Source organism: Sorangium sp. So ce1036, assembly GCF_051369805.1.
Lineage (GTDB): Bacteria > Myxococcota_A > Polyangia > Polyangiales > Polyangiaceae > Sorangium > Sorangium cellulosum_F.
Map to the genome: position 1 here is coordinate 7,726,056 of NZ_JBBMOX010000001.1, position 20,634 is coordinate 7,746,689.

The window sequence follows — 20,634 nt, forward strand, 5'->3', positions numbered from 1 at the left end:
GCTCGGAGCTCGCCCGGCTCGGGCAGCGCGCCGCGCGCGGGCTACATGCGCGGGACGGACGCTGCTACGTTACCGCGCATGGGATCGTTGCCAGGCGCGAGCTGCCCGATCTGCCGAAAATCGGCGGAGACCAGGCCCGAGAACCCGGCCTTTCCGTTCTGCTCGTCGCAGTGCAAGCTGGTCGACCTCGGCCGCTGGCTCGACGGCAGCTACCGGGTGCCTGGCCCACCGGTCTCCTCGTCCGGAGACGCCGAGGCCCTGGAGTCGAGGCGACGGACCGACGGACCTGAAGGGAACGCTCAGGAAGAGGACGAATGACCGCCCGCCGCGCGCTCTGTCTGCTCACGCCCCTCGCGCTGGTCCCCATGGCGTCGACCGCCGCGGCACAGCAGGCCCAGCCGTTTCCGGGGGGGTCCCCGCACGGCGCTGCCTCGCCCACCGCCGCCGCGCCCGCCCAGCCGAGCCCGTACGACCCGTCGATGCAGGCCGGAGGCCTCGCCCCGCCCCCGCCGATGCAGGCGCCGGACACACCGCCCGTCCCGCCGGACGGCGGCACGGAGCGGCGCCTCGACGAGGCCAGGGAGGAGGACTCGGGCCGCGGGCTCGAGCTCGCCTGGCTGAACGTCGAGGGGGGCTACGAGAACGTAGGCCTCCAGACGTTCAACATCGACGAGGAGGAGCTCACGGCCGGGTTCATCCCGACCTCGGCGAACGGCGGCGTGGTGGGGGCCGGGGCCGGTCTCCGGCTGCTGTTCTTCACGCTGGGCGCGCGCGGCCGGATCGGGTTCTTCAACGACTGGCAGCTGTTCAGCGTCGGCGGCGAGGCCGGCGTGCACCTCCCGCTCGGCAAGCTCGACCCCCACGTCGATCTCGGCTTCGGCTACGTGGGCCTCGGCAACGTCAAGAGCGCGGTGAGGGGCGCGGCCGACGCCATCGCCATCCGCGGCTTCTACGGGAGGATCTCCGGCGGGCTCGATGTCTACCTGTCGCCGGTCTTCTCGCTCGGCGCGAACGCGAGCTGGGAGTTCATGGCGCTGACCCGGCCGGGGCTCTCGTCGCAGGCGATCGAGCGGATCAAGGGCGAGACCGCCGCCTCGCCTCAGCAGGCCAAGGCCGATCTGCTCGCGGCCGAGGGCTCCAGCGTGGGCTCGGCGCTCGCGCTGACCGCGGTCGCCGGGCTCCACTTCTAGCGGGCACGGACGCCGCGCCGCCGCCCTGCCCACCGCCCCCATGAACGCCGCCGCCGTGCTCATCTGGCTCGCCACCGTCGCCGCGCCGCTCGGGGCGATCGCGGCGCTCCTCGTGGCGTCGCGGCGCCTCTACGGCAGGCGCCGGTTCGTGGTGGGGACGGCGCTGCTCGGCGCCGTCGCGTTCGCGCCGGCGCTGCTGCTCGAGGGCTTCCTCCAGCGCTGGCAGGGGCTCGACAAGACCGCCAGCTCGCTCGACGCCATCACGCTCGTCTACCTCTTCGCGGTCGCGGCGCCGCTGGAGCAGGGGCTGAAGGTGGCGGCGGTCGCGCCGGTCGCCCGGCTGCGCACCGTGGACGAGCCGCTCGACGGGATCATCTACGCCGCCGCGGCGGCGCTCGGGTTCGTCTCGGTCCACAACGCCGTGTACCTGTGGGGCCGGGCGCTGCCGTCGCTCGACATCGTGCGGGCCCTGCTCGCGGTGCCGGCGCACCTGTCCTTCGCCGCGCTCTGGGGCTACGCGCTGGGTCGCGAGCGCAAGCGCCCGCTCGGGGGCCGTCGCTTCAACGCCGCGTGGCTCTGCGCGATGCTGCTCAACGGCGCCTACGATTACATCGTCTTCGCGTGCCGCCCGGTCGCGCTCCTGCTCGCGGCGCCGATGCTCCTCGGCATCGGCTTCGTCGTCTTCCTGGCCGCGCGCGACCTGCTCCGCCGGGGGGCGTCGCCCCAGAGCTCCGAGCGGAGCGGGCGCCGGTTCCGCATCGCGCCGCCGTCGCTCGGCTCGGTGCGCGAGGCGCTGCGGCGCACGGAGCGGCCGGTGACGTTCACCTGGATCGCCTTCGGCGCGCTCGTCACGGTCGGGGTGATGACGACCACCCTCGCCGTGGCGGTCGCGCTCGGGCATCGCTTCGGCGTCGACTTCGCCGCGGTGGATCGGGGCGACGCCTCGGCCGCCGCCGCCGCGCCGCTGCTGCTCCTGGTCGCGGCGGCGATCGCGGCCTTCCCCGTCGCCGGCTATCTCGTCGCCCGGGCCTCGGCGACGGGCAGCGTCATCGAGCCGGCCGCCTCCGCGGCGCTCGCCATCCTGGGCTCGCTGGTGCTGCTCGGCCTCGCGGCGCCCGTCGCCGTCGTGTTCGCGACCGCGCTCGCCCCGATCGCCTTCAGCCTCGCGTGCGCGGGCGCCTGGCTCGGCACCATGCGCTGAGCGAGCCCAGCCCGTGCCTCCTGGGCTCGGGCCGCTGGCCGCGCCCGCCGGGCCGCTGGCCGCGCCCGCCGGGCCGCGCCTAGGCGGTCGCGGCCTTCGCGCCGCCGTGGTGCTTCGCGACCTCGGCCTGGAACTGGCGGAGCAGCTCCTGCGCCGCCGGCGAGAGGTTCCGCGGCACCTCGACCTGGACGATCACCTGGAGGGTGCCGCGGCCGCGGCCGTCGATCCGGGGCGCGCCCTTGCCCTTCACCGAGATCACCTCGCCGGGCTGCACGCCCGCCGGGATCTCGACGTCGACCGACGTGTCGTCGGGCAGGTCGAGCTTGATCGAGCTGCCGAGCGCCGCGTCGACGAAGGGGACGGCCACCCTCGTGATGAGGTCGAGGCCGTCGCGCTCGAACCGCTCGTCCGCGGCGAGATCGACGTCGACGTAGAGATCGCCGGGCGGCGCGCCCTGGGCGCCCGGCATCCCCTGCCCCGGCACCCGCAGCCGCTGGCCGCCGTCGATGCCGGCCGGGAAGTTGACCACGACCTTCCGCGTCTTCTCAACCGCGCCGAACCCCTTGCACGTGGCGCACGGCGTCTTGATGACCGACCCCTCGCCCGAGCACTCGGGGCACGTCTGCGTGAACATCACGAAGCCGCGCGAGGTCGAGACCTGACCGGCGCCGCCGCACGTGCCGCACGGCTTGCGCTTGGTCCCCGGCTTCGCGCCCGAGCCGGAGCACTCGTCGCAGCTCACCGGGGTGCGGAGGACCACCTCGCGCTTGCAGCCGAGCAGGGCGTCGTGCAGCGACAGCCGCTGCTGGACCCGGATGTCCTGGCCGCGCGCAGGGCCGCGCCGCCGGCGCTGCCCGCCACCGCCGAAGCCGCCGAAGAACTCCGAGAAGATGTCCTGGAAATGGGAAAAGATGTCGCCGTCGAACCCGCCGGCGCCCATGCCCTCCAGGCCGGCGTGCCCGAACTGATCGTACCGCCGGCGCTTCTCCTCGTCGGAGAGCACCTGGTACGCCTCGGTGGCCTCTTTGAAGCGACACTCGGCCGACGCATCACCAGGGTTCCGATCCGGGTGGTACTTCAGCGCCGCCTGACGATAGGCCTTGCGAATGTCGTCGGGCGTCGCGTCCCGCGCGAGGCCAAGAACTTCGTAGAAGTCGCGCTTTTCACTCATGAATGGTGGACCGCCGCGTCGATCCTGCCCGACAGGGGGCATAGGCGCCGGCAGACCATAAGTCGTCGCCCGCGCCTGTCAACGCGCAATACAGCGTGAACGCCCGTGGCGGGCTGGCTTCGTGAGACTTCCGTGGGGGGTACGACGTCGCTACTGGCCCCGGCGCTGGAACGCGGGGGTGTCCCAGTCGGAGTCGAGCGGCGGGACGAAGCTCGCGCGCTCGCGCGGGCCGGGGCCGCCGCCGACCGACTGCACCTGCGGCGCGGCGCGGCGCGAGGTCGGGTACGCGACCTCCTCGTGGCGGTGCGGCGGGCGCTGCGTCATCGGAGGGGGGACCGAGGTGGAGCGGGCCGACATCGGCCCGGCCGCGGCCGCGAGCGACGCGCCGATGGAGTGCGCGGTCTGGCGCGGCTGCGCGGCGCTCGCGAGCTGCTGCGGGACCTCGGCGACGAGGTGGTCGAAGCCGGTCGCGATGACCGTGACCTTGATCATCTCGCCCATGTTCTCGTCGATCGTCGCGCCGAAGATGATGTTCGCGTCCTCGTGCGCCTGCTCCTGCACGAGCGTCGCGGCCTCCTCGATCTCGCGCATCCGCATGTCGGGGCCGCCCACGATGTTGATGAGCACGCCGGTCGCGCCCTCGACCGAGATGTCGTCGAGCAGCGGCGAGCTGACGGCCATCTCGGCGGCGAGCCGGGCCCGGCCCTGCCCCTTCGCGCAGCCGGTGCCCATGAGCGCGCGGCCCATGTTGGACATGACCGTCTTCACGTCCGCGAAGTCGACGTTCACGATCCCGTTCTGCGTGATGAGATCGCTGATGCCCTTGATCGCCTGGTAGAGCACCTCGTCCGCCTTGCGGAACGCCTCGACGAACGAGAGGTCCTCGTCGCCTAGCGTGAGGAGCTTCTGGTTCGGGATCGTGATGAGCGTGTCGACGTGCTCCGCGAGCATCGCGAGGCCGAGCTCGGCGCGGCGTGAGCGCTGCTTGCCCTCGAAGAAGAACGGCTTCGTCACGACGCCGACGGTCAGGCAGCCCTCCTCGCGCGCGAGCTGCGCGATGACCGGCGCGGCGCCCGTGCCGGTGCCGCCGCCCATCCCCGCCGTCACGAACACCATGTCCGCGCCCTGGATGTACTCCTTCACCCGGGTGACGTCCTCGAGCGCCGCCTTGCGGCCCTTCTCGGGATCGGCGCCGGCGCCGAGGCCGCGCGTGACGCTCGCGCCGATGTGGAGCTTGGACGGCGCGAGGCTCGTGCCGAGCGCCTGGGCGTCCGTGTTGACGACGATGAACTCCACGCCCTCGAGGCCGAAGTTGATCATCGTGTTGACTGCATTGCCGCCCGAACCGCCACAACCGATGACCTTGATCCGGGCGTCGTACCCGGTGTGCTCGTCGGCAAACTCGATGGAGAAACTCATGAACTCCTCCCGGGGATGTACAGCTAGCCGCTCGGCCCGGCGCCGACCCTCGCGGAGGTCGAGCGGCGCGGAACCTCAAATGAGCGAGGATCTCCTCGCTCCGGACGGGCTCCGGAGGGGCGCCTCTTCCCCTTCGAAACCGTCGTTGCGAACCCTCTTGACTCGGAGGTTGAAGAGGGATCGCCGATGCGCTCTCACGACCCTCTCAAACCCGATTCTCTAACAACTTTCTCTCGCCACGTCATGCCTAGAATGCTGCGCGAAGCCAGTTCCAAAACCTCCCGCTCGACCTTTTTTCAATCGGAATTTCTTCGACGACATCACGGCGCGACTCGCGCTCACGGTGCTTGTCGCGACGGCCGTCCGCGCGGCCGGCGTCGATGGCCACCGGGGTGAACGCGCGCGCCTGCGCGAGCGCGTTGGCGCCGTACTGGACGAGGCCCACCCCGGTCGCGTACTGCGGGCCGGCCACGAGCTGGGTGATGCCACGCACCCCGACCGGCACGCCGAGGCGCACCGGCATCCCGAGGATCTCCTCGGCGAACTCCGTCATGCCCTCCATCAGGACCCCGCCGCCGGTGAGCACCGCGCCGGCGGAGAGCTGCTCCAGCAGCCCGGTGTCCTCGATCCGCTTGCGGATGACCGCGAAGATCTCCTCGACGCGCGGCTCGATGATGTCCGACAGGACGCGGCGCGCCGCCTTGCGCGGCAGGTGCCCGCCCACGCCGGGGACCTCGATCTCCTCGTCGTCGCCGACCATGCGCCCGAGCGCGCAGCCGGTGTTGCGCTTGAGGCGCTCGGCCTCGCCCATCGGCGTGCGCAGCCCGGCCGCGATGTCGGCCGTGACGTTGTTGCCGCCCGCAGGGATCACGCTGGCGTGCGCGATCCCGCCGTCCACGTAGAGGAGCATGTCGGTCGTGCCGCCGCCGATGTCGATGATGGCGACGCCGATCTCCTTCTCGTCCTCGGAGAGCACCGCCTCGGCGCTGGCGAGCGGCTCAAGGACCACGTCGGCGACGGTGAGGCCGCAGCGCTCCGCGCAGCGGACGACGTTCTGCACGCACGAGGTCGCGGCGGTGATCAGGTTCACCTTGACCCCGAGCCGGACGCCGCTCATGCCGACCGGATCGCGGATGCCGTCCTGGTTGTCGACCGTGAACTCGCGCGGCAGGACGTGCAGGATCTGGCGATCGGCGTCGACCGGGATCGCCCGCGCGCCCTCGAGGACGCGCTCGACGTCCACGCGCGTGACCTCGCCGCCCGAGATCGCCGCGACGCCGTCCGACTGCTGGCAACGGATGTGGCTGCCAGCGACGCCGGCGTAGACGGTGCGGATCTCGACGCCCGCCATCGTCTGCGCGGCCTCGATCGCCTCGGAGATCGAGCGGACCGTCCAGTCGATGTTGCTCACCACGCCCTTGCGCAGGCCGCGGCATGGGACGTTGCCCACCCCGAGGATGGTGATCCCGTCAGCGTCGACCTCGCCCACGACCGCCGAGACCTTGGTCGTCCCGATGTCCAGGCCGACGACAATCTCAGTAGTCTCCATCCGGCTCTTCATTGCGTGCACCACCTCAATGCGGGGACGAGCCCCGTGCGCGTGTCAGGCGGGCACGACGCTGCCATGAGCCGACGGAACCGGCCAACTTTTGCGGCCGATCGACGCGCGTCCACGCGGAGAGAGGGCGAGGCGGCGCTCATCGCATCCTCACCACGACGCGCTCGGGGTGCGCCTCATTGTCGAGGAAGATCACCGAGGCGTTCGCCTTTCGACGGGCGAGCTCGGTGAGCACCCTCGAGGCCTGGCCGACCTTGTCCCGGTAGGGAGGCTGCCCGAGGTGGAGCGCGATCGCCTCCTTGCCGATGGTGATGACGACCGAGCCGTCCCGCTCGATGTGGAGCTCCTGGATCGGATAGCGGCGCGCGATCCCGGCGCGCGTCATGTCCTCGACCACGTCGAGCAGGCGCCTGACCGCGATGACGACGCCGGCGCGGTCCCGCGCCACCTGCTCGCCCGTGATCCCCGTGACGACCGGGAGATCGACCGGATCGTCCTCCGCGAGCTCCTTGAAGAGCTCGCCGTCGCGCGTCGCGAGGTAGAGATCGCCGCCGATCGCGACGAGGGCCTGCGCCTCCCGCTCGACCACGGTGACGTGGACCGTCGAGGGGAGCTTCCGGGTGACCGTGGCCCGCTCGATCCACGGATCGGCGGAGATCGCGGCGCCGGCGTGCTCGAGGTCGAGCGTGAAGATGTTCTTGCCCACCTCGATGCCGCCGGAGCTCGCCACCTGCTCGGCGGTGCGGCGCTGGACCCCCTCGACGAGCACCGTGCGCACGGCGAAGCGCGGGCTCGACACGATGTAGCGGCGCGCGCCCCACGCGACCGCGGTCGAGGCGACGATCACGACGGCGGCGCCGGCGAGGAGCTGCAGCGCGCGGAGGTGCCGCGAGATCGGCCGCGCGGGGCGCGCTCCGCCGGGTCCGCCGCCGCCCTTGTCCGGCGACGGGCGCGGCGGGGCCACCGAGACGCTCGTCGCGGGCGGGGCCGGCGACTCGTTCGGGGGCGGCGGCGCCGAGCGCACGCGCGCGTTCCGCGGCGCGGGCGCCGGGACGGGGTCCGGCTTCGCGCCGCGCGCGGGCGCGGCCCGCCCGGGCGGCGCCGCGGGCGAAGAAGGCTGCGCGCGGCGCCGGTTCGGCGGCGGGGCGCTCGGGCGCTCGGTCATGAGCCGCCCCCCTGCGGGGGCAGCGCCCTCGCCTCGAGGCGCGCCTTGAGATCCCGCACGCAGGCGTTCACGTCGCCCGCCCCGAGCGCGATCACCACGTCACCCGGCCGGACGATCCGCTCGAGCGCCTCCGGGAGCTCGGCCTTGTCCGCGACGTAGCGCGCGTCGTGATGACCGTGCTCGCGGATCGACTGGACGAGGCGCTCGGCGGTGACGCCGGGGATCGGCGCCTCGCCCGCGGGGTAGATGTCGGTCACGAGCAGCACGTCGGCCAGGTTGAAGGCGCGCGTGAACTCGTCGAAGAGGTCGCGCGTGCGGGTGTGCCGGTGCGGCTGGAACGCCACGACCACGCGGTGGTCCTCGCCCGGGAACGCGCGCCGGGCCGCGTCGATGGTGGCCCGGATCTCGGCCGGATGGTGGCCGTAGTCGTCGACCAGCGTCACGCCGCCGACCGAGCCGACGATCGTGAAGCGGCGGGCGACGCCACCGAACGTGGCGAGCGCCTGCTTCGTGACGTCGAGCGGCACCTCGAGCTCGTCCGCGACCGCGATCGTCGCGAGGCAGTTCAGGACGTTGTGCGCGCCCGGCATCCTCACCGTGAAGCCGCCGAGCGGCTCCCCCCGGCGGTACGCGTTGAAGCTCGTCTCGAGGCCGCGGAACTGGATGCCGCGCGCGGAGTAGTCCGACTGCGGCGACACGCCGTACGTGACGTGGCGGCGCGGGACGCGCGGGAGCAGGTCCTGCACGTGGGGGTGGTCGAGGCAGAGCACCGCGAGCCCGTAGAACGGGACGCGCGCGGCGAACTCGACGAAGGCGTCCTTGATGCGCTCGTGCGTGCCGTAGTGATCGAGGTGCTCGGGGTCGATGTTGGTGACCACCGCGATCGTCGGCGTGAGCCGCAGGAACGATCCGTCGCTCTCGTCGGCCTCGGCCACGAGCAGGTCGCCGGCGCCGAGCCGCGCGTTCGAGCCGAGGGCCGCCATCTTGCCGCCGACGACGACGGTGGGATCGAGGCCGGCGGCGCGCAGGACCGTGGCGACCAGGGAGGTCGTGGTGGTCTTGCCGTGCGAGCCCGCGATCGCGACGCCGTACTTCACCCGCATCAGCTCGGCGAGCATCTCCGCGCGGCCGATCGCCGGGATCCCGAGCGCGCGCGCCTCGGTGAGCTCGGGGTTGTCGGGCCGGATGGCGCTCGAGTAGACGACGACGTCGACGCCGCGGACGTTCTCGGCGCGGTGGCCGATGTCGATCCGGACGCCGAGCGACGTGAGCCGCCGGGTCGTCGAGCCCTCCTTGAGATCGGAGCCGGAGACCTCGAACTCGAGCGAGCGCAGGATCTCGGCGAGGCCGCTCATGCCGACGCCGCCGATGCCGACGAAGTGAACGTGGCGAACGCGACCGCGAAACATCAGCGTGCCTCCTCCTGGCCATGACCCGCGCCGTGCGGCGCGGCCCCTTCCCTCGCGACACGGGGCGGCGCCGCCTGCGCGCGTCCGCCGAAGGGGAGGCGCAGCGCGCGGTGGCGCGGAGCTCGCGCGAGCTCGAGCAGATCCTGTGCGACGCGCGCCGCGGCGTCCGGCGCGGCGAGGGCCGCCGCGGCGTCGGCCATGCGGGCCCGGAGCGCCGGCGCGGCCGCGAGCCGGGCGATCTCGGCGGCGAGGCGCGCCTCGGTGGCGTCGGCCTGGGCGATCGCGACCGCGGCCGAGGACCGCTCCAGGGAGCGCGCGTTCTTGAGCTGGTGATCGTCGGCCGCGAACGGGTAAGGGATCAGGATCGAGGGGCGGCCCACGGCGCACAGCTCGGCGAGGGTCGACGCGCCCGCGCGGGCGATCACCACGTCCGCCGCGGCGAGCGCCGCCGCGACGTCGTCGATGAACGGGACGACGCGCGCGCGCCCGGAGAGGCCGAGATCCGCGTAGAGGGACCGGACGGCGGCCTCACGATCCCTGCCCGTCTGGTGCACCACGTCGAGGTCGACGCCGCGCGCGCGGCTCGCCGCGATCGCGCGCGGCACGACGTCGTTCAGCGCGAGGGCGCCCTGGCTGCCGCCGAGCACGAGGAGGCTCAGCTCGCCCTCGCGCGGCGCGTACGGCGCGCGGGCGAACGCGCGCCGGAGCGGGACGCCGACGTGGCGCACCGCGCTCGGACGCAGCGCGCGCGCCGTCTCCGGGAACGCGACGTACGCCCGGTCCACGATCGGCGAGAGGAGCCGGTTCGAGAGCCCGAGGACGCTGTTCGGCTCCAGGATCGCGACCGGCACGCCGAGCGAGCGCGCGGCGAGGGAGACCGGGCCGCCGGCGTACCCGCCGAGCGACAGCACCACGCGGGCGTCGAGCCGCTCGACGAGCCGCCGCGCCTCGGGGAGGACGCGGCCCGCGCGGGCGGCCCCGCGCAGGAGGCCGGAGAGCCCGCCGCCGCGCAGCGGCAGGACGTGGAGCAGCTCGAGCTGGTCGCCGCGCTCGCCCATCACGCGCACCTCGATGCCGCGCGCGGTGCCGGCGTAGACGACGCGCGCGTCGGGGTCCGCGGCGCGGACGGCGTCGCCCACGGCGATCATCGGGAAGACGTGGCCGCCGGTGCCGCCGCCGGCGATGAGCACGGTCGTCATGCGCGGCCCTCCTCGGCGGCGGTGGCGACCACGGCCGACGCGCTCGGCGCGTTCGGGACCGGCGAGGCGCCCCCCGCGCCGCCCTTCTCGGGCACCGGCGTCCGCGATCGGCTGATGCTGAGCAGGATGCCGGCGGCCGCCGCGTTCACGAGCAGGGAGGACCCGCCGTAGCTGATGAACGGCAGCGTGAGCCCCTTGGTCGGGAGGATCGCCATGGCGACGGCGAGGTTCGTCATGGCCTGCACGCCGAAGAGCGTCGCGATGCCGAACGCCAGGAAGCTGCCGTAGTCGTCGGCGGCCTCGAGGGCGACCTTCACGCCGCGCGAGACGAGGACGAGGTACGTCGCGCAGAGGCACACGACGCCGACGAAGCCGAGCTCCTCGCCGACGATCGCGGACACGAAATCGGTGTGCGCCTCGGGCAGGTAGAGCACCTGCAGCCCCCGCCCGAGGCCGAGGCCGAACACGCCGCCCGAGCCGAAGCTCATGACCGACTGGAACGGCTGGTAGGCGAGGTCGGCGCGGTTGCTGTCCATGTCGATCCACGCGAGGTAGCGCGCATAGCGGTAGCCGCTGAAGCGGACGAGCGCGGCGCCGGCGAGCGCCAGCAGCATGGAGAACGCCGCGATGTACGGGACCCGCGCGCCCGCCACGAACAGGAGCGTGAAGGTCAGGAAGAGCAGGACGACCGCGCTGCCGAAGTCGGGCTGCTTGAGGCAGAGGAGCATCAAGAGGCCGACCACGATGAGGTGCGGGAGGAACCCGACGGAGAACGACTTGATGCGGTCGGCCTTCTTGGAGAGCGAGTAGGCGAGCCAGAGGACGATGCCGAGCTTCGCCACCTCGGCCGGCTGCACGTGGACCGGGCCGAGCGCGATCCACCGGTACGCGTTGCCGGCCTTGTGGCCGAGGCCGGCGACGCAGGCGACGAGCATCCCGGTCACGGTGATCAGCACCGGGTACGTGAGCGCCTTGATCCGGCGGTAGTCGATGCGGCTCGTGATCCACATGGCCGCGATCGCGAGGACGGCGTAGACGGCCTGGCGCTTGAGGAAGAACTGCGGGTCCTTGTAGCGCACCGTCGCCTCGATGGCGCTCGCGCTGTAGACCATCACCACGCCGAAGCCGATGAGCGCCGTGACGACGGCCGCGAGGAGGGCGTCGACCGGCCCCGACGGGCTCGAGCGCATCCGCCAGAAGGCCTCGGGGGACGGCGCGGCGCCGCGCTCCGCCTTCTCCTGCTCCGACGGGCCGATGTGCCGGTTCCTGGGGGCGTCGCCCCGCGCGCCGAACCCGCCGCTCCACGACATCACGACGCCACCTCCCCGGCGGCCCCGCCGGCGGCCCGCTCGATCTCGCGGACCGCGCGGACGAAGGCGTCGCCACGGTCCTTGTAGTCGCGGAACATGTCGAAGCTGGAGCACGCGGGGCTCAGCAGCACCGCGTCGCCCGGCCTGGCGAGGGAGCGCGCGGCGCGGACCGCCTCGTCCATCGAGCGCGCCCGCGCGATCGGCAGGGCGCCGCTCGCCGCGGCCGCGATGCGCTCCGCGGCCTCGCCGAGGACGACCAGGGCCCGGCCCCGCTCGCGCAGCGCGGCGACGAGCGGCGCGTAGTCGCCGAGCTTGTCGCGCCCCCCCGCGATCAGGACGGCCTTCGCCTCGCGCAGGCCGGAGAGCGCGGCGACGGAGGCGCCGACGTTGGTCCCCTTGGAGTCGTCGTAGTAGCGGACGCCCTCGACCTCCGCGACGAGCGCGGTCCGGTGCGCGAGCCCCTCGAAGCGCGCGAGCGCCTCGGCGATCGCCGCGGCGGGGGCGCCGAGCGCGGCCGCGAGCGCGACGGACGCGCAGGCGTTCGCGAGGTTGTGCGCGCCCGTGAGCCGGACCCGATCCAGCGGGTAGCGCGCGCCGGTGACGCGATCGACGATCGCGCCGCCCGTGACCGCGACGTCGGCGCGGGCGTCGCTCGCGCTGAACGTCACGACGCGGGCGCGCCCGCGCGCCGCCTGGCGCGCCACGAGCTCGTCGCCGAACGGGACGACCGCGACGTCGTCCGGCGTCATCCGCGCGAACGGGTTGCCCTTCGCGTCGGCGTACGCCGCGAAACTCGGGTAGCGATCGAGGTGATCGTCCGTGATGTTGAGCAGCGCGTGGGCGCGGGCGCGCAGCGTCGGGACGCGCTCGGCCTGGAAGCTCGAGATCTCCAGGACGAGGACGTCCCACGGCTCGCGGACGACCTCGGCGAGGGGGGTCCCGAAGTTGCCGCCGACGAAGGCGCGGAGGCCGGCGGCCGCGAGCATCGCGCCCGTGAGCGCGGTCGTCGTGCTCTTGCCGTTGGTGCCGCCGACGAGCGCGATGGGCGCGGACACGAAGCGCGACGCGAGCTCGAGCTCGCCGATGACCTCGCGCCCTGAGCGCTCGACCGCAGAGAGCGCGGGGAACGACGGCACGCCCGGCGAGACGACCACGAGATCGGCGCCCTCGAACAGCGCCGGGTCGTGCCCGCCCGCGGCGAGGACGGCGCCCTCCGCCTCGAGGGACGCGGCCGCGGCGGAGAGCCGCTCGCGCGGCGCGCCGTCGTTCGCGATCACGCGCGCGCCGCGCTCGATCAGGAGGCGCGCGGCCGCGACACCGCTCCGGCCGAGCCCGACGACGATCACTGTTCGCCCGCGGACGTCCATCATTGCCCTCAGCGCAGCTTCATCGACGCCAGCGAGACCAGCGCCAGGAGGATGGAGATGATCCAGAAGCGAACGATGATCTTGGGCTCCGCCCACCCCTTCTTCTCGTAGTGGTGGTGGATCGGCGCCATCAAGAAGACGCGCTTGCCGGTGAGCTTGAACGAGACGACCTGCGTGATGACGCTGACCGTCTCGATGAAGAAGATCCCCCCGAGGACGACCGACAGGAGCTCGTTCTTGGTGAAGACGGCGAGCATCCCGAGCCCGCCCCCGAGGGCGAGCGACCCGACGTCCCCCATGAAGACCTGCGCGGGGTACGTGTTGTACCAGAGGAAGCCGATCCCCGCGCCGATGACCGAGCCGCAGTACACCGAGAGCTCCGCGGCGGACGCGATCGACGGGATGTCGAGGTAGGTCGCGAGCGAGAAGTTCGCGATGGAGGCGCCCACGATGTACGCGAGGATCAGGTACGTCCCCGCGTTGATGATCACGGGGCCGATCGCGAGGCCGTCGAGGCCGTCGGTGAGGTTCACGGCGTTCGACCACGCCACGACGACGAAGACGGCGAACGGCACGTAGACGTAGAGCGGTAGATCGATCGAGTACTTCGAGAACGCGACGAACGGGATCGCGAGCCGCGTCCGGATGTCGACCCAGTCCGGCGGGAGCTTCGAGGCGAGCAGGAACGTGTAGGCCACGGCCGCGCCGCCGATGAGCACCTGGCCGATGAGCTTGTAGCGCCCGGGCAGGCCGCCGCTGTTCTTCCGCTTGATCTTGAGGAAGTCGTCCAGGTAACCGATGACGCCGTAGCCCGCGGTGACGGCCGCCGTCGCGAGGACGAACGGGTTCCTGAGATCGGCCCACAGCACGGTGGGGAGCAGGAGCGAGAGCAGGATGAGCGCGCCGCCCATCGTCGGCGTGCCCGCCTTGACCTTGTGCGTCTCCGGCCCCTCGGCGCGGACCACCTGCCCGATCTGCTTGCGCCTGAGCTCGCGGATGAACCACGGCGCGAGCACGAACGTCAGCACCATGGCGGTGATCGTCGCCATGATGGTGCGGAACGGGATGTAACGCAGGACGTTGAGCCAGCTCAGCCAGCTGTAGTGGAACTTGAGCGGGTAGAAGAGCTCGTAGATCACGCCGGACCTCCGTGCGCCTGTCGCCCGGCGTGGCGCCGGGCGCGGCGGGCGGCGAGGGCGCGGCGCGCCTCGTCGCGATCATCGAACGGCAGCGTGACGTCGCCGATGATCTGATAGGGCTCGTGGCCCTTGCCGGCGATGAGGACGACGTCCCCCGGCTCGGATTCGAGCACCGCCCGCTCGATCGCCCGCGCGCGATCGAGCTCGACGAGGACCTCCGCGCGCCCTCTGGCGAGGCCGGGCAGGATGGCCTCCGCGATCGCGCGCGGATCCTCGCTCCGCGGGTTGTCGTTGGTGACGATGGCGACGTCGGCGGCGAGCCCGACGGCCTCGCCCATCCGCGGCCGCTTGAGCGGATCGCGGTCGCCGCCGCACCCGAAGACGCAGACGACGCGCCCCTCGCTCAGCGCGCGGACGCTCGCGAGCACGCGCGCGAGCGCGTCCGGCGTGTGGGCGTAGTCGACCAGCACGATCACGTCGTCGGCGCCCGGCGCGTCGCAGCGCTCGAGGCGGCCCGCGACCTGGATCGGCGAGGAGAGCGCGGCGGCGGCGTCCTCGAGGTCGAACCCGAGCAGGTGCGCCGCGGCGAGGGCGGCGAGCAGGTTCGAGGCGTTGTGCGCGCCGAGCAGGGGGGACCGGATGGTGACCTCGCCGGCGGGGGTGCGGGCGCGGATGAAGATGCCGCTCGCGGTGTGCGCGAGCTCGATCGGGGCGATCTCCGCCGCGTCCGGGCCGGCGCCCACCGCGGTGGAGTAGCGGACGAGCGTCGCCGCGACCGGGCGCGAGAGCCCGCCCGGGGCGAGCTGCTCGACGAGCCTCCGCCCGAAGGCGTCGTCGACGTTGATCACCGCGGCGCCGGGCCCGAGATCGACGAACAGGCGCGCCTTCGCCGCCGCGTACGCCTCCATCGTGCCGTGGTAGTCGAGGTGATCCTGGGTGAGGTTCGTGAAGACGGCGACCCGGAAGCGGATCGCGTCGGCGCGCCGCGCGGCGAGCGCGATCGACGAGACCTCCATCACGAGGTGCGTGGCGCCGCGCTCGACCATCGCGGCGGCGGCGCGGGCGAGATCGTCCGCCTCGGGGCTCGTGTGGGAGGCGGGCAGATCGAGATCGCCGAAGCGGTAGCCGAGCGTCCCGACGATGCCGGCCCGGCCGCCGCACCGATCGACGCAGGCCTGGACGAGGTGGGCCGTCGTCGTCTTGCCGTTCGTGCCGGTGATGCCGACGACCTCGAGCGTGAAGGTCGGGTGCCCGTAGACCACCGCCGCGGCCTGCGCGAGCGCGAGCGGCACGTCGGGCACCTCGACGCGCGGGACGCCGAGCGTGTCGGCCGCGCTCCCGCGCGCGACGAGGATCGCCCGCGCGCCGCGCGCGACGGCCTCCGGGATGAAGCGCTCGCCGTGCGCCCGCGCGCCCGCGCGCGCGACGAAGATGTCCCCCTCCTCCACCTTGCGGGAGTCGAGGCGCACGCCCGTGACGAGCGTGTCCGCCGCCTCCGCGGGGGAGAGCGCGGCGCCCGGGAGCTCGCGCAGCACGTCGCCGAGGCGGATCGCGAGGGCGGCCTCTTCAGGAGCGGCCTCTCTGTGATCGCGCGCCGTCATGTGGGGGGCTCGAAGATGAGCTTCAGGGGAGAGCCCTTGGGCAGCACGGTCCCGGCCGGAGGCTCCTGGCGCGTGAGCCTGCCCGTGCCTTCGACGCTCGGATCGAGCCCGAGCGAGGCGGCGCTCTTCACCGCCTCGCGCTGCGGCAGGCCGGTGAGATCGGGCACGCGCAGCTCCCCGCTCCTGAGCGGCGCGGACGGCGCGGCCGCCGCGGCCGAGGCCGGCGGCGCCGCGGCGCGCGCCTCGCTCAGCACCTGGTAGGTGTTCGCCGCGATGTCCTCGGATGGATCGGCGACCTCCGACAGCTTCATCGGCACGCTCCCGCGCGGGGTGACGCCCAGATAGCGCAGGGCCATCTCGCCGACCCGCCGGAAGACGGGCGCCGCGACGGAGCCGCCGGCGTAGGTGCCGCCCATCGGCTCGTCGAGCACCACCGCGATGGCGAGCCGCGGCCGCTCGGCCGGGACGAACCCGACGAACGACGCCACGTAGTGCGTGTCGGTGTACCTGCCCGTCGCGGGATCGACCTTCTGCGCCGTGGCCGTCTTCCCCGCGACGCGGAAGCCCGGGATGGCCGCCTCGATGCCGGTCCCGTCGCCCTCGGTCACCGCGACGAGCATCTCGGACATCAGCCGGGCGATGTGCGCCGGGATCGCGTCGCGGCGCACGCGCGGCGAGGGCTCCGCCAGCGTGACGCCCGTGCTGTCGGTGATCCGCTTGATGAGGATGGGCTCGAGCAGCCGCCCGCGGTTGGCGACCGCCGCCGTGGCCATGGCGAGCTGGAGCGTGGTCACGCTGATCCCCTGGCCGAACGAGGCCGCCGCCGTCTCGACCTGGACCCAGGGGCGACCGCGCGGCCGGAGCACGCCCACGGACTCGCCCGGCAGCGGCACGCCGGTCAGGTCGCCGAAGCCGAACCGGCGGAAGCCCTCGTACAGCCGCTGCTCGCCGAGCCCGAGCGCGATCTTCGCCGTGCCGATGTTGGACGACTGGGCGAGGATCTGCGGCAGCGACAGCCACTTGTGGATGTGGGTGTCGTGGATCACGACGTTGTCGATCGCCATGCGCCCCTCCTCGCAGTAGATGGTCGCGCTCGGGGAGACGCTCTTCGACGCGAGCGCGCTCGCGATCGAGAAGATCTTCATCGTGGATCCGGGCTCGAACCGGTCGACGACGCAGCGGTTGCGCCGGGACGCTGGATCGCTCGTCGAGTAGTCGTTCGGGTTGAACCCCGGCGCGCTCGCCATGGCGAGGATCTCGCCGTTCTCCGGGTCGACCACGACGATCGAGCCGCCGAGCGCCTCGTAGGTCTTCATCGCCGCATCGAGCTCGCGCTCGGCGGTGAACTGGATGCCCTTGTCGATGGTCAGGTGGACGTTGTGCCCGGCGAGCGCGTGCTCGTCCGCGATCCCCTCGGAGAAGATGAGCCGGCCCGATCGATCGCGGAGCCCGCGCACCTCCGCCGCGTTGCCGCGGAGCTCGTGCTCGAGGCTGAGCTCGATCCCCTCCTTCCCCTCGCCGTCGGTCGCGACGAAGCCGAGCAGCGGGCCGGCGAGCTCGCGGTTCGGGTAGAAGCGGCGCCCCTCGCCCTCGATCACGAGCCCGCGCACCGGGTAGCGCTGCTTCCGGTCCATGAGCGCGCGGATGTTCTCGACCTCCTGCTCGGAGACGCGGCGCTTGAGCCAGGCGAAGCGGCGCCGCCGGCCGAGCTTCTCCGCGACGTCCTCGACCGGCAGCGAGAGCGCCTCCGCGATGCGCTCGGCGTACTGCTGGATCCGCATCGGGATGTACTTTTCCTCGATGCCCCGGAGCATCTCGACCGCGTCCACGGAGATGCTGGGCACCTCCACGCTCTCGGCGAGCGGCGCGCCGTTCCGGTCGTAGATCGTGCCGCGCTTCGGCGTGATGTGGAGCCGCCGCTGGCGCTGGCGCTCCGCCAGATCGTACCAGGCGTCGCCGTCCTCCACCTCGATGCGGTAGGCGCCGGACACGACGCCGCCCAGGCCGAGCGCCATGAGGCCGCAGAGCAGCCCCATGCGGATGCGGATCCAGCGGGCGCGCCGGGGGTCGAGGTTCTTCATTCCCGCTCCCCGCTCGACGGCGCGCCGGACGGCTTCGGCAGAGCGCGCAGCGGGATGACCCGCTCGGGCGGCGGCGGCGTCATGCCGAGCAGCGTGCGGGCGACCATCTCCACGCGCTGCGGCGTCTCGTAGCTCGCGGCCTCGAGCGAGAGCACCCGCTTGACCTCGCGCAGCCGGGCCTGCTCGGCCCGGGCCCGCCCGAGCCGGTAGCCGAGATCCACCGTGCGCCCCCGGAGGGCGAGGTGCACGACGAACGCCGCCACCGTCGCGGCCACCGCGAGCGTCCAGAGCACGAGGAACGGCCGCTGCGTCACGCGAGCGCCCCCCCGTGGCCCACGCGCCGCGCGGCGCGGAGCTTCGCGCTGCGCGCCCTCGGGTTGCCCTCGATCTCGTCGTCGCCCGCGGTCACCGGCTTCTTCGTGAGCGGCTGCCAGACGTCCGGCTCGCGCAGCGCGCGCTTGACGATGCGGTCCTCGAGCGAGTGGAAGGAGATCACGGCGAGCACGCCGCCGGGCGCGACGATCCGGGGCGCCGCGCCGAGCAGCGCCTCGAGCTCGTCGAGCTCTCCGTTCACGGCGATGCGCAGCGCCTGGAACGTGCGCGTCGCCGGGTCGACGCCGCCGATGCGCGCCGGCCCGACGGCCCGGACCACGGCGCGCCGCAGATCGAGCGTCGTCTCGAGCTCGCCGCTGTCGGCCGCCTGCTTGATGCAGCGGGCGACCCGCCGGCTGCGGCGCTCCTCGCCGTAGCGGTAGATGAGGTCCGCGAGCGCCTCGTCGCTGAGCCGCTCGATGAGCTCGAGCGCCGTCTCGCCGCGGCTCGGATCCATCCGCATGTCGAGCGGCCCCTCGGCGCGGAAGCTCATGCCGCGGGCCGGATCGTCGAGCTGCATGGAGCTCACGCCGATGTCGGCGAGGAGACCGTCGACCTGCGGGGCGCCGAGGGCGGCGAGGTGCCGCTCGATCTCGGAGAAGGCGCCATGGACGTAGGTCACCCGCTCCCCGAAGCGGGCGAGCCGGGCGCGCGCGATGGCGAGGGCGCGCTCGTCGCGGTCGATCCCGATGACGCGCGCGCCGGGGGTCTCGAGGATCGCCTCGGCGTGGCCGCCGGCGCCGAGGGTGGCGTCGACGTAGAGGCCCTGGCTGGTCGGCGCGAGGGCGGCGAGCACCTCGCGGCCGAGGACGGAGACGTGCGGCTCACCGCGCGGGCGCGGCGGTGGAGGGGGCAGGTGCATGGGGACTACGTTGACAACGTTCATAGGCGGAACTGCTCCGCAATCGCGGTCTTGAAGCTCTGGAGCTCGGCCTCGCTCATCTGCTGAGCGGCCTTCCACTTCTCCTTCGACCAGAGCTCGATCGTCTGCCCCATGCCCGCCCACAGCACGTCCTTGGAGAGGCTCGCGTGCTCGCGGAGCGACGGCGGGATGAGGATGCGCCCCTGCTTGTCGAGGTCGCACTCGACGGCGGCCGACAGGTAGCGGCGCCGGAACGCGACCACGTTGGCGTCGAACTGAGGCAGCGCGGCGATCTTGGCCTCCAGCTCTTCCCAGGCCCGCATCGGGTAGGCGTGCAGGCAGGGGTCGAAGAGCGCCGGGGTGATGACCATCCGCAGGTCGTTCGCGGCCGCGAGCACGTCGCGAAAACGCGAAGGGAGGCTCGTGCGCCCCTTCGCGTCGATCGCGTGCTCGAAGTGACCGCGAAACATCGTGCTCATCGACCCCAGCTCCGGCTGGCCTGTCTCGCCGAGGGCTTGGCGACGCGTTGCTCCACCGGGTGCACACCGCGTCGTGACATTCTCTGCCACTTCTTCCCACGAAGCTCCGCCACGCTACGGAGGGAGGTGCCGAGTGTCAACAGTTTGGGAGTTTTCTGGACCTCATCCGCGCCCCATGTAAGACACTCGCCCCCAAAGTAATCTTTAACAAAATCAGACACTTTCATGGGACACGCGACGCTCGTGAGCCCGTGGGAAGAAGTGGGGCACACCCGAAGGGGGGGTTCAGGCGCGGAACGCAGACGCTGGCAAGGACGAAGAAACGCGAGGTGGATCGCGGCCGGGGCGCGGCGTCTTGGCCCTCGAAACAGCGAGCGGGAGCCGCCGTGGGCGGACGGGCTCAGCGGCGAATCGGCCGGTGGCGAGCCCGCGGGGAGACGGGCGGTGGGGCAGAGTGGGGCGGCGCGTCGGGGGCGCGGGCCGGCCACGGAGGCGGTGCGGTGGGGCAGAGTGGGGCGGCGCGCGGGCCCGCGGGGGGCGGGTGCGGTGGCAGAGAGTGGGGCGGCGCGCCGCCGCGGCGCGCAGGCCGGCCAGGGGAGCTTGCGGTGGGGGAGAGTGGGGCGGCGCGCCGCCGCGGCGATCAGCGGTGGGGGGTCACGTGGGTCTGGACCCACTCCACGATCGCCTTCAGGGAGGTTCCGGGGGTGAACACGCCCTTCACGCCCGCGTTCTGGAGACGCTCGATGTCCTCGTCGGGGATGATGCCCCCACCGAACACCACGATGTCGTCGGCCCCCTGCTTGCGCAGCGCCTCGATGACGGCGGGGAACAGCGTATTGTGCGCCCCGGACATGATCGACAGGCCCACGGCATCGACGTCCTCCTGCACCGCGGCCGAGGCGATCATGTCGGGCGTCTGGTGCAGGCCCGTGTAGACGACCTCGAAGCCCGCGTCACGGAGTGCCCGGGCCACCACCTTGGCGCCGCGGTCGTGGCCGTCCAGGCCGGGCTTCGCCACCAGGATTCGGACTTTGCGCTCTGCCATGAGCGCGTCGATTACCGCCTGCCCGGGCCGACGTAAAGCGCGGCGCCCGCGCCCTGCGCGCAGGTC

At 73.1% G+C, this 20,634-nt stretch carries 18 protein-coding genes; 3 read left to right on the forward strand and 15 right to left on the reverse strand.

The window, feature by feature from the left end:
* The first annotated feature begins 78 nt into the window (after nt 1-78).
* Genes WMF31_RS29075 through WMF31_RS29085 form a run of 3 tightly spaced genes read left to right on the forward strand, consistent with a single transcriptional unit; the run spans nt 79 to nt 2,391 of the window.
* Nucleotides 79-318 carry a DNA gyrase inhibitor YacG gene (locus WMF31_RS29075; protein WP_436605067.1) on the forward strand — a complete coding sequence of 80 codons (240 nt, stop codon included), beginning with the start codon at nt 79-81 and terminating at the stop codon, nt 316-318.
* A complete protein-coding gene (locus WMF31_RS29080) occupies nt 315-1,190 on the forward strand; it encodes a hypothetical protein (RefSeq protein WP_436605068.1) in 876 nt (291 codons plus the stop codon). The genes WMF31_RS29075 and WMF31_RS29080 overlap by 4 nt, the downstream gene beginning before the upstream one ends.
* Nucleotides 1,191-1,230: 40 nt before the next feature.
* The gene (locus WMF31_RS29085) at nt 1,231-2,391 is read left to right on the forward strand and encodes a PrsW family intramembrane metalloprotease (protein WP_436605069.1); all 1,161 of its coding nucleotides are present in this window, start codon (nt 1,231-1,233) and stop codon (nt 2,389-2,391) included.
* Between the two features lie 79 nt (nt 2,392-2,470).
* Here the strand turns inward: WMF31_RS29085 and dnaJ are convergent, their stop codons facing one another.
* The 15 genes from dnaJ to WMF31_RS29160 all read right to left on the reverse strand — a co-directional run bounded on the left by dnaJ (nt 2,471) and on the right by WMF31_RS29160 (nt 20,568).
* Nucleotides 2,471-3,562 (reverse strand): molecular chaperone DnaJ, encoded by a 1,092-nt coding sequence (gene dnaJ / locus WMF31_RS29090; protein ID WP_436605070.1) that lies wholly within the window; start codon nt 3,560-3,562, stop codon nt 2,471-2,473.
* 150 nt (nt 3,563-3,712) lie between these two features.
* Nucleotides 3,713-4,981: a cell division protein FtsZ gene (ftsZ, locus tag WMF31_RS29095; RefSeq protein ID WP_436605071.1), complete on the reverse strand. Its 1,269-nt coding sequence runs from the start codon at nt 4,979-4,981 to the stop codon at nt 3,713-3,715.
* A gap of 247 nt (nt 4,982-5,228) precedes the next feature.
* Nucleotides 5,229-6,542, reverse strand: coding sequence for a cell division protein FtsA (gene ftsA / locus WMF31_RS29100; protein WP_129346425.1), 1,314 nt, complete (start codon nt 6,540-6,542; stop codon nt 5,229-5,231).
* Between the two features lie 136 nt (nt 6,543-6,678).
* A complete protein-coding gene (locus tag WMF31_RS29105; protein WP_436605072.1) occupies nt 6,679-7,704 on the reverse strand; it encodes a cell division protein FtsQ/DivIB in 1,026 nt (341 codons plus the stop codon).
* The gene (murC, locus tag WMF31_RS29110) at nt 7,701-9,113 is read right to left on the reverse strand and encodes a UDP-N-acetylmuramate--L-alanine ligase (RefSeq protein ID WP_436605073.1); all 1,413 of its coding nucleotides are present in this window, start codon (nt 9,111-9,113) and stop codon (nt 7,701-7,703) included. Before murC ends, WMF31_RS29105 begins: the two co-directional genes overlap by 4 nt.
* Nucleotides 9,113-10,312 (reverse strand): undecaprenyldiphospho-muramoylpentapeptide beta-N-acetylglucosaminyltransferase, encoded by a 1,200-nt coding sequence (gene murG / locus WMF31_RS29115; protein WP_436605074.1) that lies wholly within the window; start codon nt 10,310-10,312, stop codon nt 9,113-9,115. The genes murC and murG overlap by 1 nt, the downstream gene beginning before the upstream one ends.
* Nucleotides 10,309-11,622, reverse strand: a complete 1,314-nt coding sequence (ftsW, locus tag WMF31_RS29120) for a putative lipid II flippase FtsW (protein ID WP_436606613.1) — start codon at nt 11,620-11,622, stop codon at nt 10,309-10,311. The genes murG and ftsW overlap by 4 nt, the downstream gene beginning before the upstream one ends.
* Nucleotides 11,622-12,992, reverse strand: a complete 1,371-nt coding sequence (murD, locus tag WMF31_RS29125; protein ID WP_436605075.1) for a UDP-N-acetylmuramoyl-L-alanine--D-glutamate ligase — start codon at nt 12,990-12,992, stop codon at nt 11,622-11,624. The genes ftsW and murD overlap by 1 nt, the downstream gene beginning before the upstream one ends.
* Nucleotides 12,993-12,997: 5 nt before the next feature.
* Nucleotides 12,998-14,128 carry a phospho-N-acetylmuramoyl-pentapeptide-transferase gene (gene mraY / locus WMF31_RS29130; protein WP_129346419.1) on the reverse strand — a complete coding sequence of 377 codons (1,131 nt, stop codon included), beginning with the start codon at nt 14,126-14,128 and terminating at the stop codon, nt 12,998-13,000.
* Entirely contained in the window at nt 14,125-15,729 is a 1,605-nt protein-coding gene (locus WMF31_RS29135; protein ID WP_436605076.1) for a UDP-N-acetylmuramoyl-L-alanyl-D-glutamate--2,6-diaminopimelate ligase, read from the reverse strand. The genes mraY and WMF31_RS29135 overlap by 4 nt, the downstream gene beginning before the upstream one ends.
* Nucleotides 15,726-17,810 (reverse strand): penicillin-binding protein, encoded by a 2,085-nt coding sequence (locus tag WMF31_RS29140; protein ID WP_436605077.1) that lies wholly within the window; start codon nt 17,808-17,810, stop codon nt 15,726-15,728. Before WMF31_RS29140 ends, WMF31_RS29135 begins: the two co-directional genes overlap by 4 nt.
* Entirely contained in the window at nt 17,807-18,124 is a 318-nt protein-coding gene (locus tag WMF31_RS29145; protein WP_129346416.1) for a cell division protein FtsL, read from the reverse strand. Before WMF31_RS29145 ends, WMF31_RS29140 begins: the two co-directional genes overlap by 4 nt.
* Nucleotides 18,121-19,068 (reverse strand): 16S rRNA (cytosine(1402)-N(4))-methyltransferase RsmH, encoded by a 948-nt coding sequence (gene rsmH, locus WMF31_RS29150; RefSeq protein ID WP_436605078.1) that lies wholly within the window; start codon nt 19,066-19,068, stop codon nt 18,121-18,123. The genes WMF31_RS29145 and rsmH overlap by 4 nt, the downstream gene beginning before the upstream one ends.
* On the reverse strand, nt 19,065-19,523 hold the full coding sequence (gene mraZ / locus WMF31_RS29155) for a division/cell wall cluster transcriptional repressor MraZ (protein WP_129346414.1): 459 nt from the start codon (nt 19,521-19,523) through the stop codon (nt 19,065-19,067). The genes rsmH and mraZ overlap by 4 nt, the downstream gene beginning before the upstream one ends.
* A gap of 640 nt (nt 19,524-20,163) precedes the next feature.
* On the reverse strand, nt 20,164-20,568 hold the full coding sequence (locus tag WMF31_RS29160) for a cobalamin B12-binding domain-containing protein (RefSeq protein WP_436605079.1): 405 nt from the start codon (nt 20,566-20,568) through the stop codon (nt 20,164-20,166).
* Nucleotides 20,569-20,634: the final 66 nt, after the last annotated feature.

Bases quoted from the DNA above. Each gene is read 5' to 3' on its own strand.
- WMF31_RS29075 (WP_436605067.1), top strand. From the start codon at position 79: ATGGGATCGTTGCCAGGCGCGAGCTGCCCGATCTGCCGAAAATCGGCG.
- WMF31_RS29080 (WP_436605068.1), top strand. From the start codon at position 315: ATGACCGCCCGCCGCGCGCTCTGTCTGCTCACGCCCCTCGCGCTGGTC.
- WMF31_RS29085 (WP_436605069.1), top strand. From the start codon at position 1,231: ATGAACGCCGCCGCCGTGCTCATCTGGCTCGCCACCGTCGCCGCGCCG.
- dnaJ (WP_436605070.1), bottom strand. From the start codon at position 3,562: ATGAGTGAAAAGCGCGACTTCTACGAAGTTCTTGGCCTCGCGCGGGAC.
- ftsZ (WP_436605071.1), bottom strand. From the start codon at position 4,981: ATGAGTTTCTCCATCGAGTTTGCCGACGAGCACACCGGGTACGACGCC.
- ftsA (WP_129346425.1), bottom strand. From the start codon at position 6,542: ATGAAGAGCCGGATGGAGACTACTGAGATTGTCGTCGGCCTGGACATC.
- WMF31_RS29105 (WP_436605072.1), bottom strand. From the start codon at position 7,704: ATGACCGAGCGCCCGAGCGCCCCGCCGCCGAACCGGCGCCGCGCGCAG.
- murC (WP_436605073.1), bottom strand. From the start codon at position 9,113: ATGTTTCGCGGTCGCGTTCGCCACGTTCACTTCGTCGGCATCGGCGGC.
- murG (WP_436605074.1), bottom strand. From the start codon at position 10,312: ATGACGACCGTGCTCATCGCCGGCGGCGGCACCGGCGGCCACGTCTTC.
- ftsW (WP_436606613.1), bottom strand. From the start codon at position 11,622: ATGTCGTGGAGCGGCGGGTTCGGCGCGCGGGGCGACGCCCCCAGGAAC.
- murD (WP_436605075.1), bottom strand. From the start codon at position 12,992: ATGATGGACGTCCGCGGGCGAACAGTGATCGTCGTCGGGCTCGGCCGG.
- WMF31_RS29135 (WP_436605076.1), bottom strand. From the start codon at position 15,729: ATGACGGCGCGCGATCACAGAGAGGCCGCTCCTGAAGAGGCCGCCCTC.
- WMF31_RS29140 (WP_436605077.1), bottom strand. From the start codon at position 17,810: ATGAAGAACCTCGACCCCCGGCGCGCCCGCTGGATCCGCATCCGCATG.
- rsmH (WP_436605078.1), bottom strand. From the start codon at position 19,068: ATGAACGTTGTCAACGTAGTCCCCATGCACCTGCCCCCTCCACCGCCG.
- mraZ (WP_129346414.1), bottom strand. From the start codon at position 19,523: ATGAGCACGATGTTTCGCGGTCACTTCGAGCACGCGATCGACGCGAAG.
- WMF31_RS29160 (WP_436605079.1), bottom strand. From the start codon at position 20,568: ATGGCAGAGCGCAAAGTCCGAATCCTGGTGGCGAAGCCCGGCCTGGAC.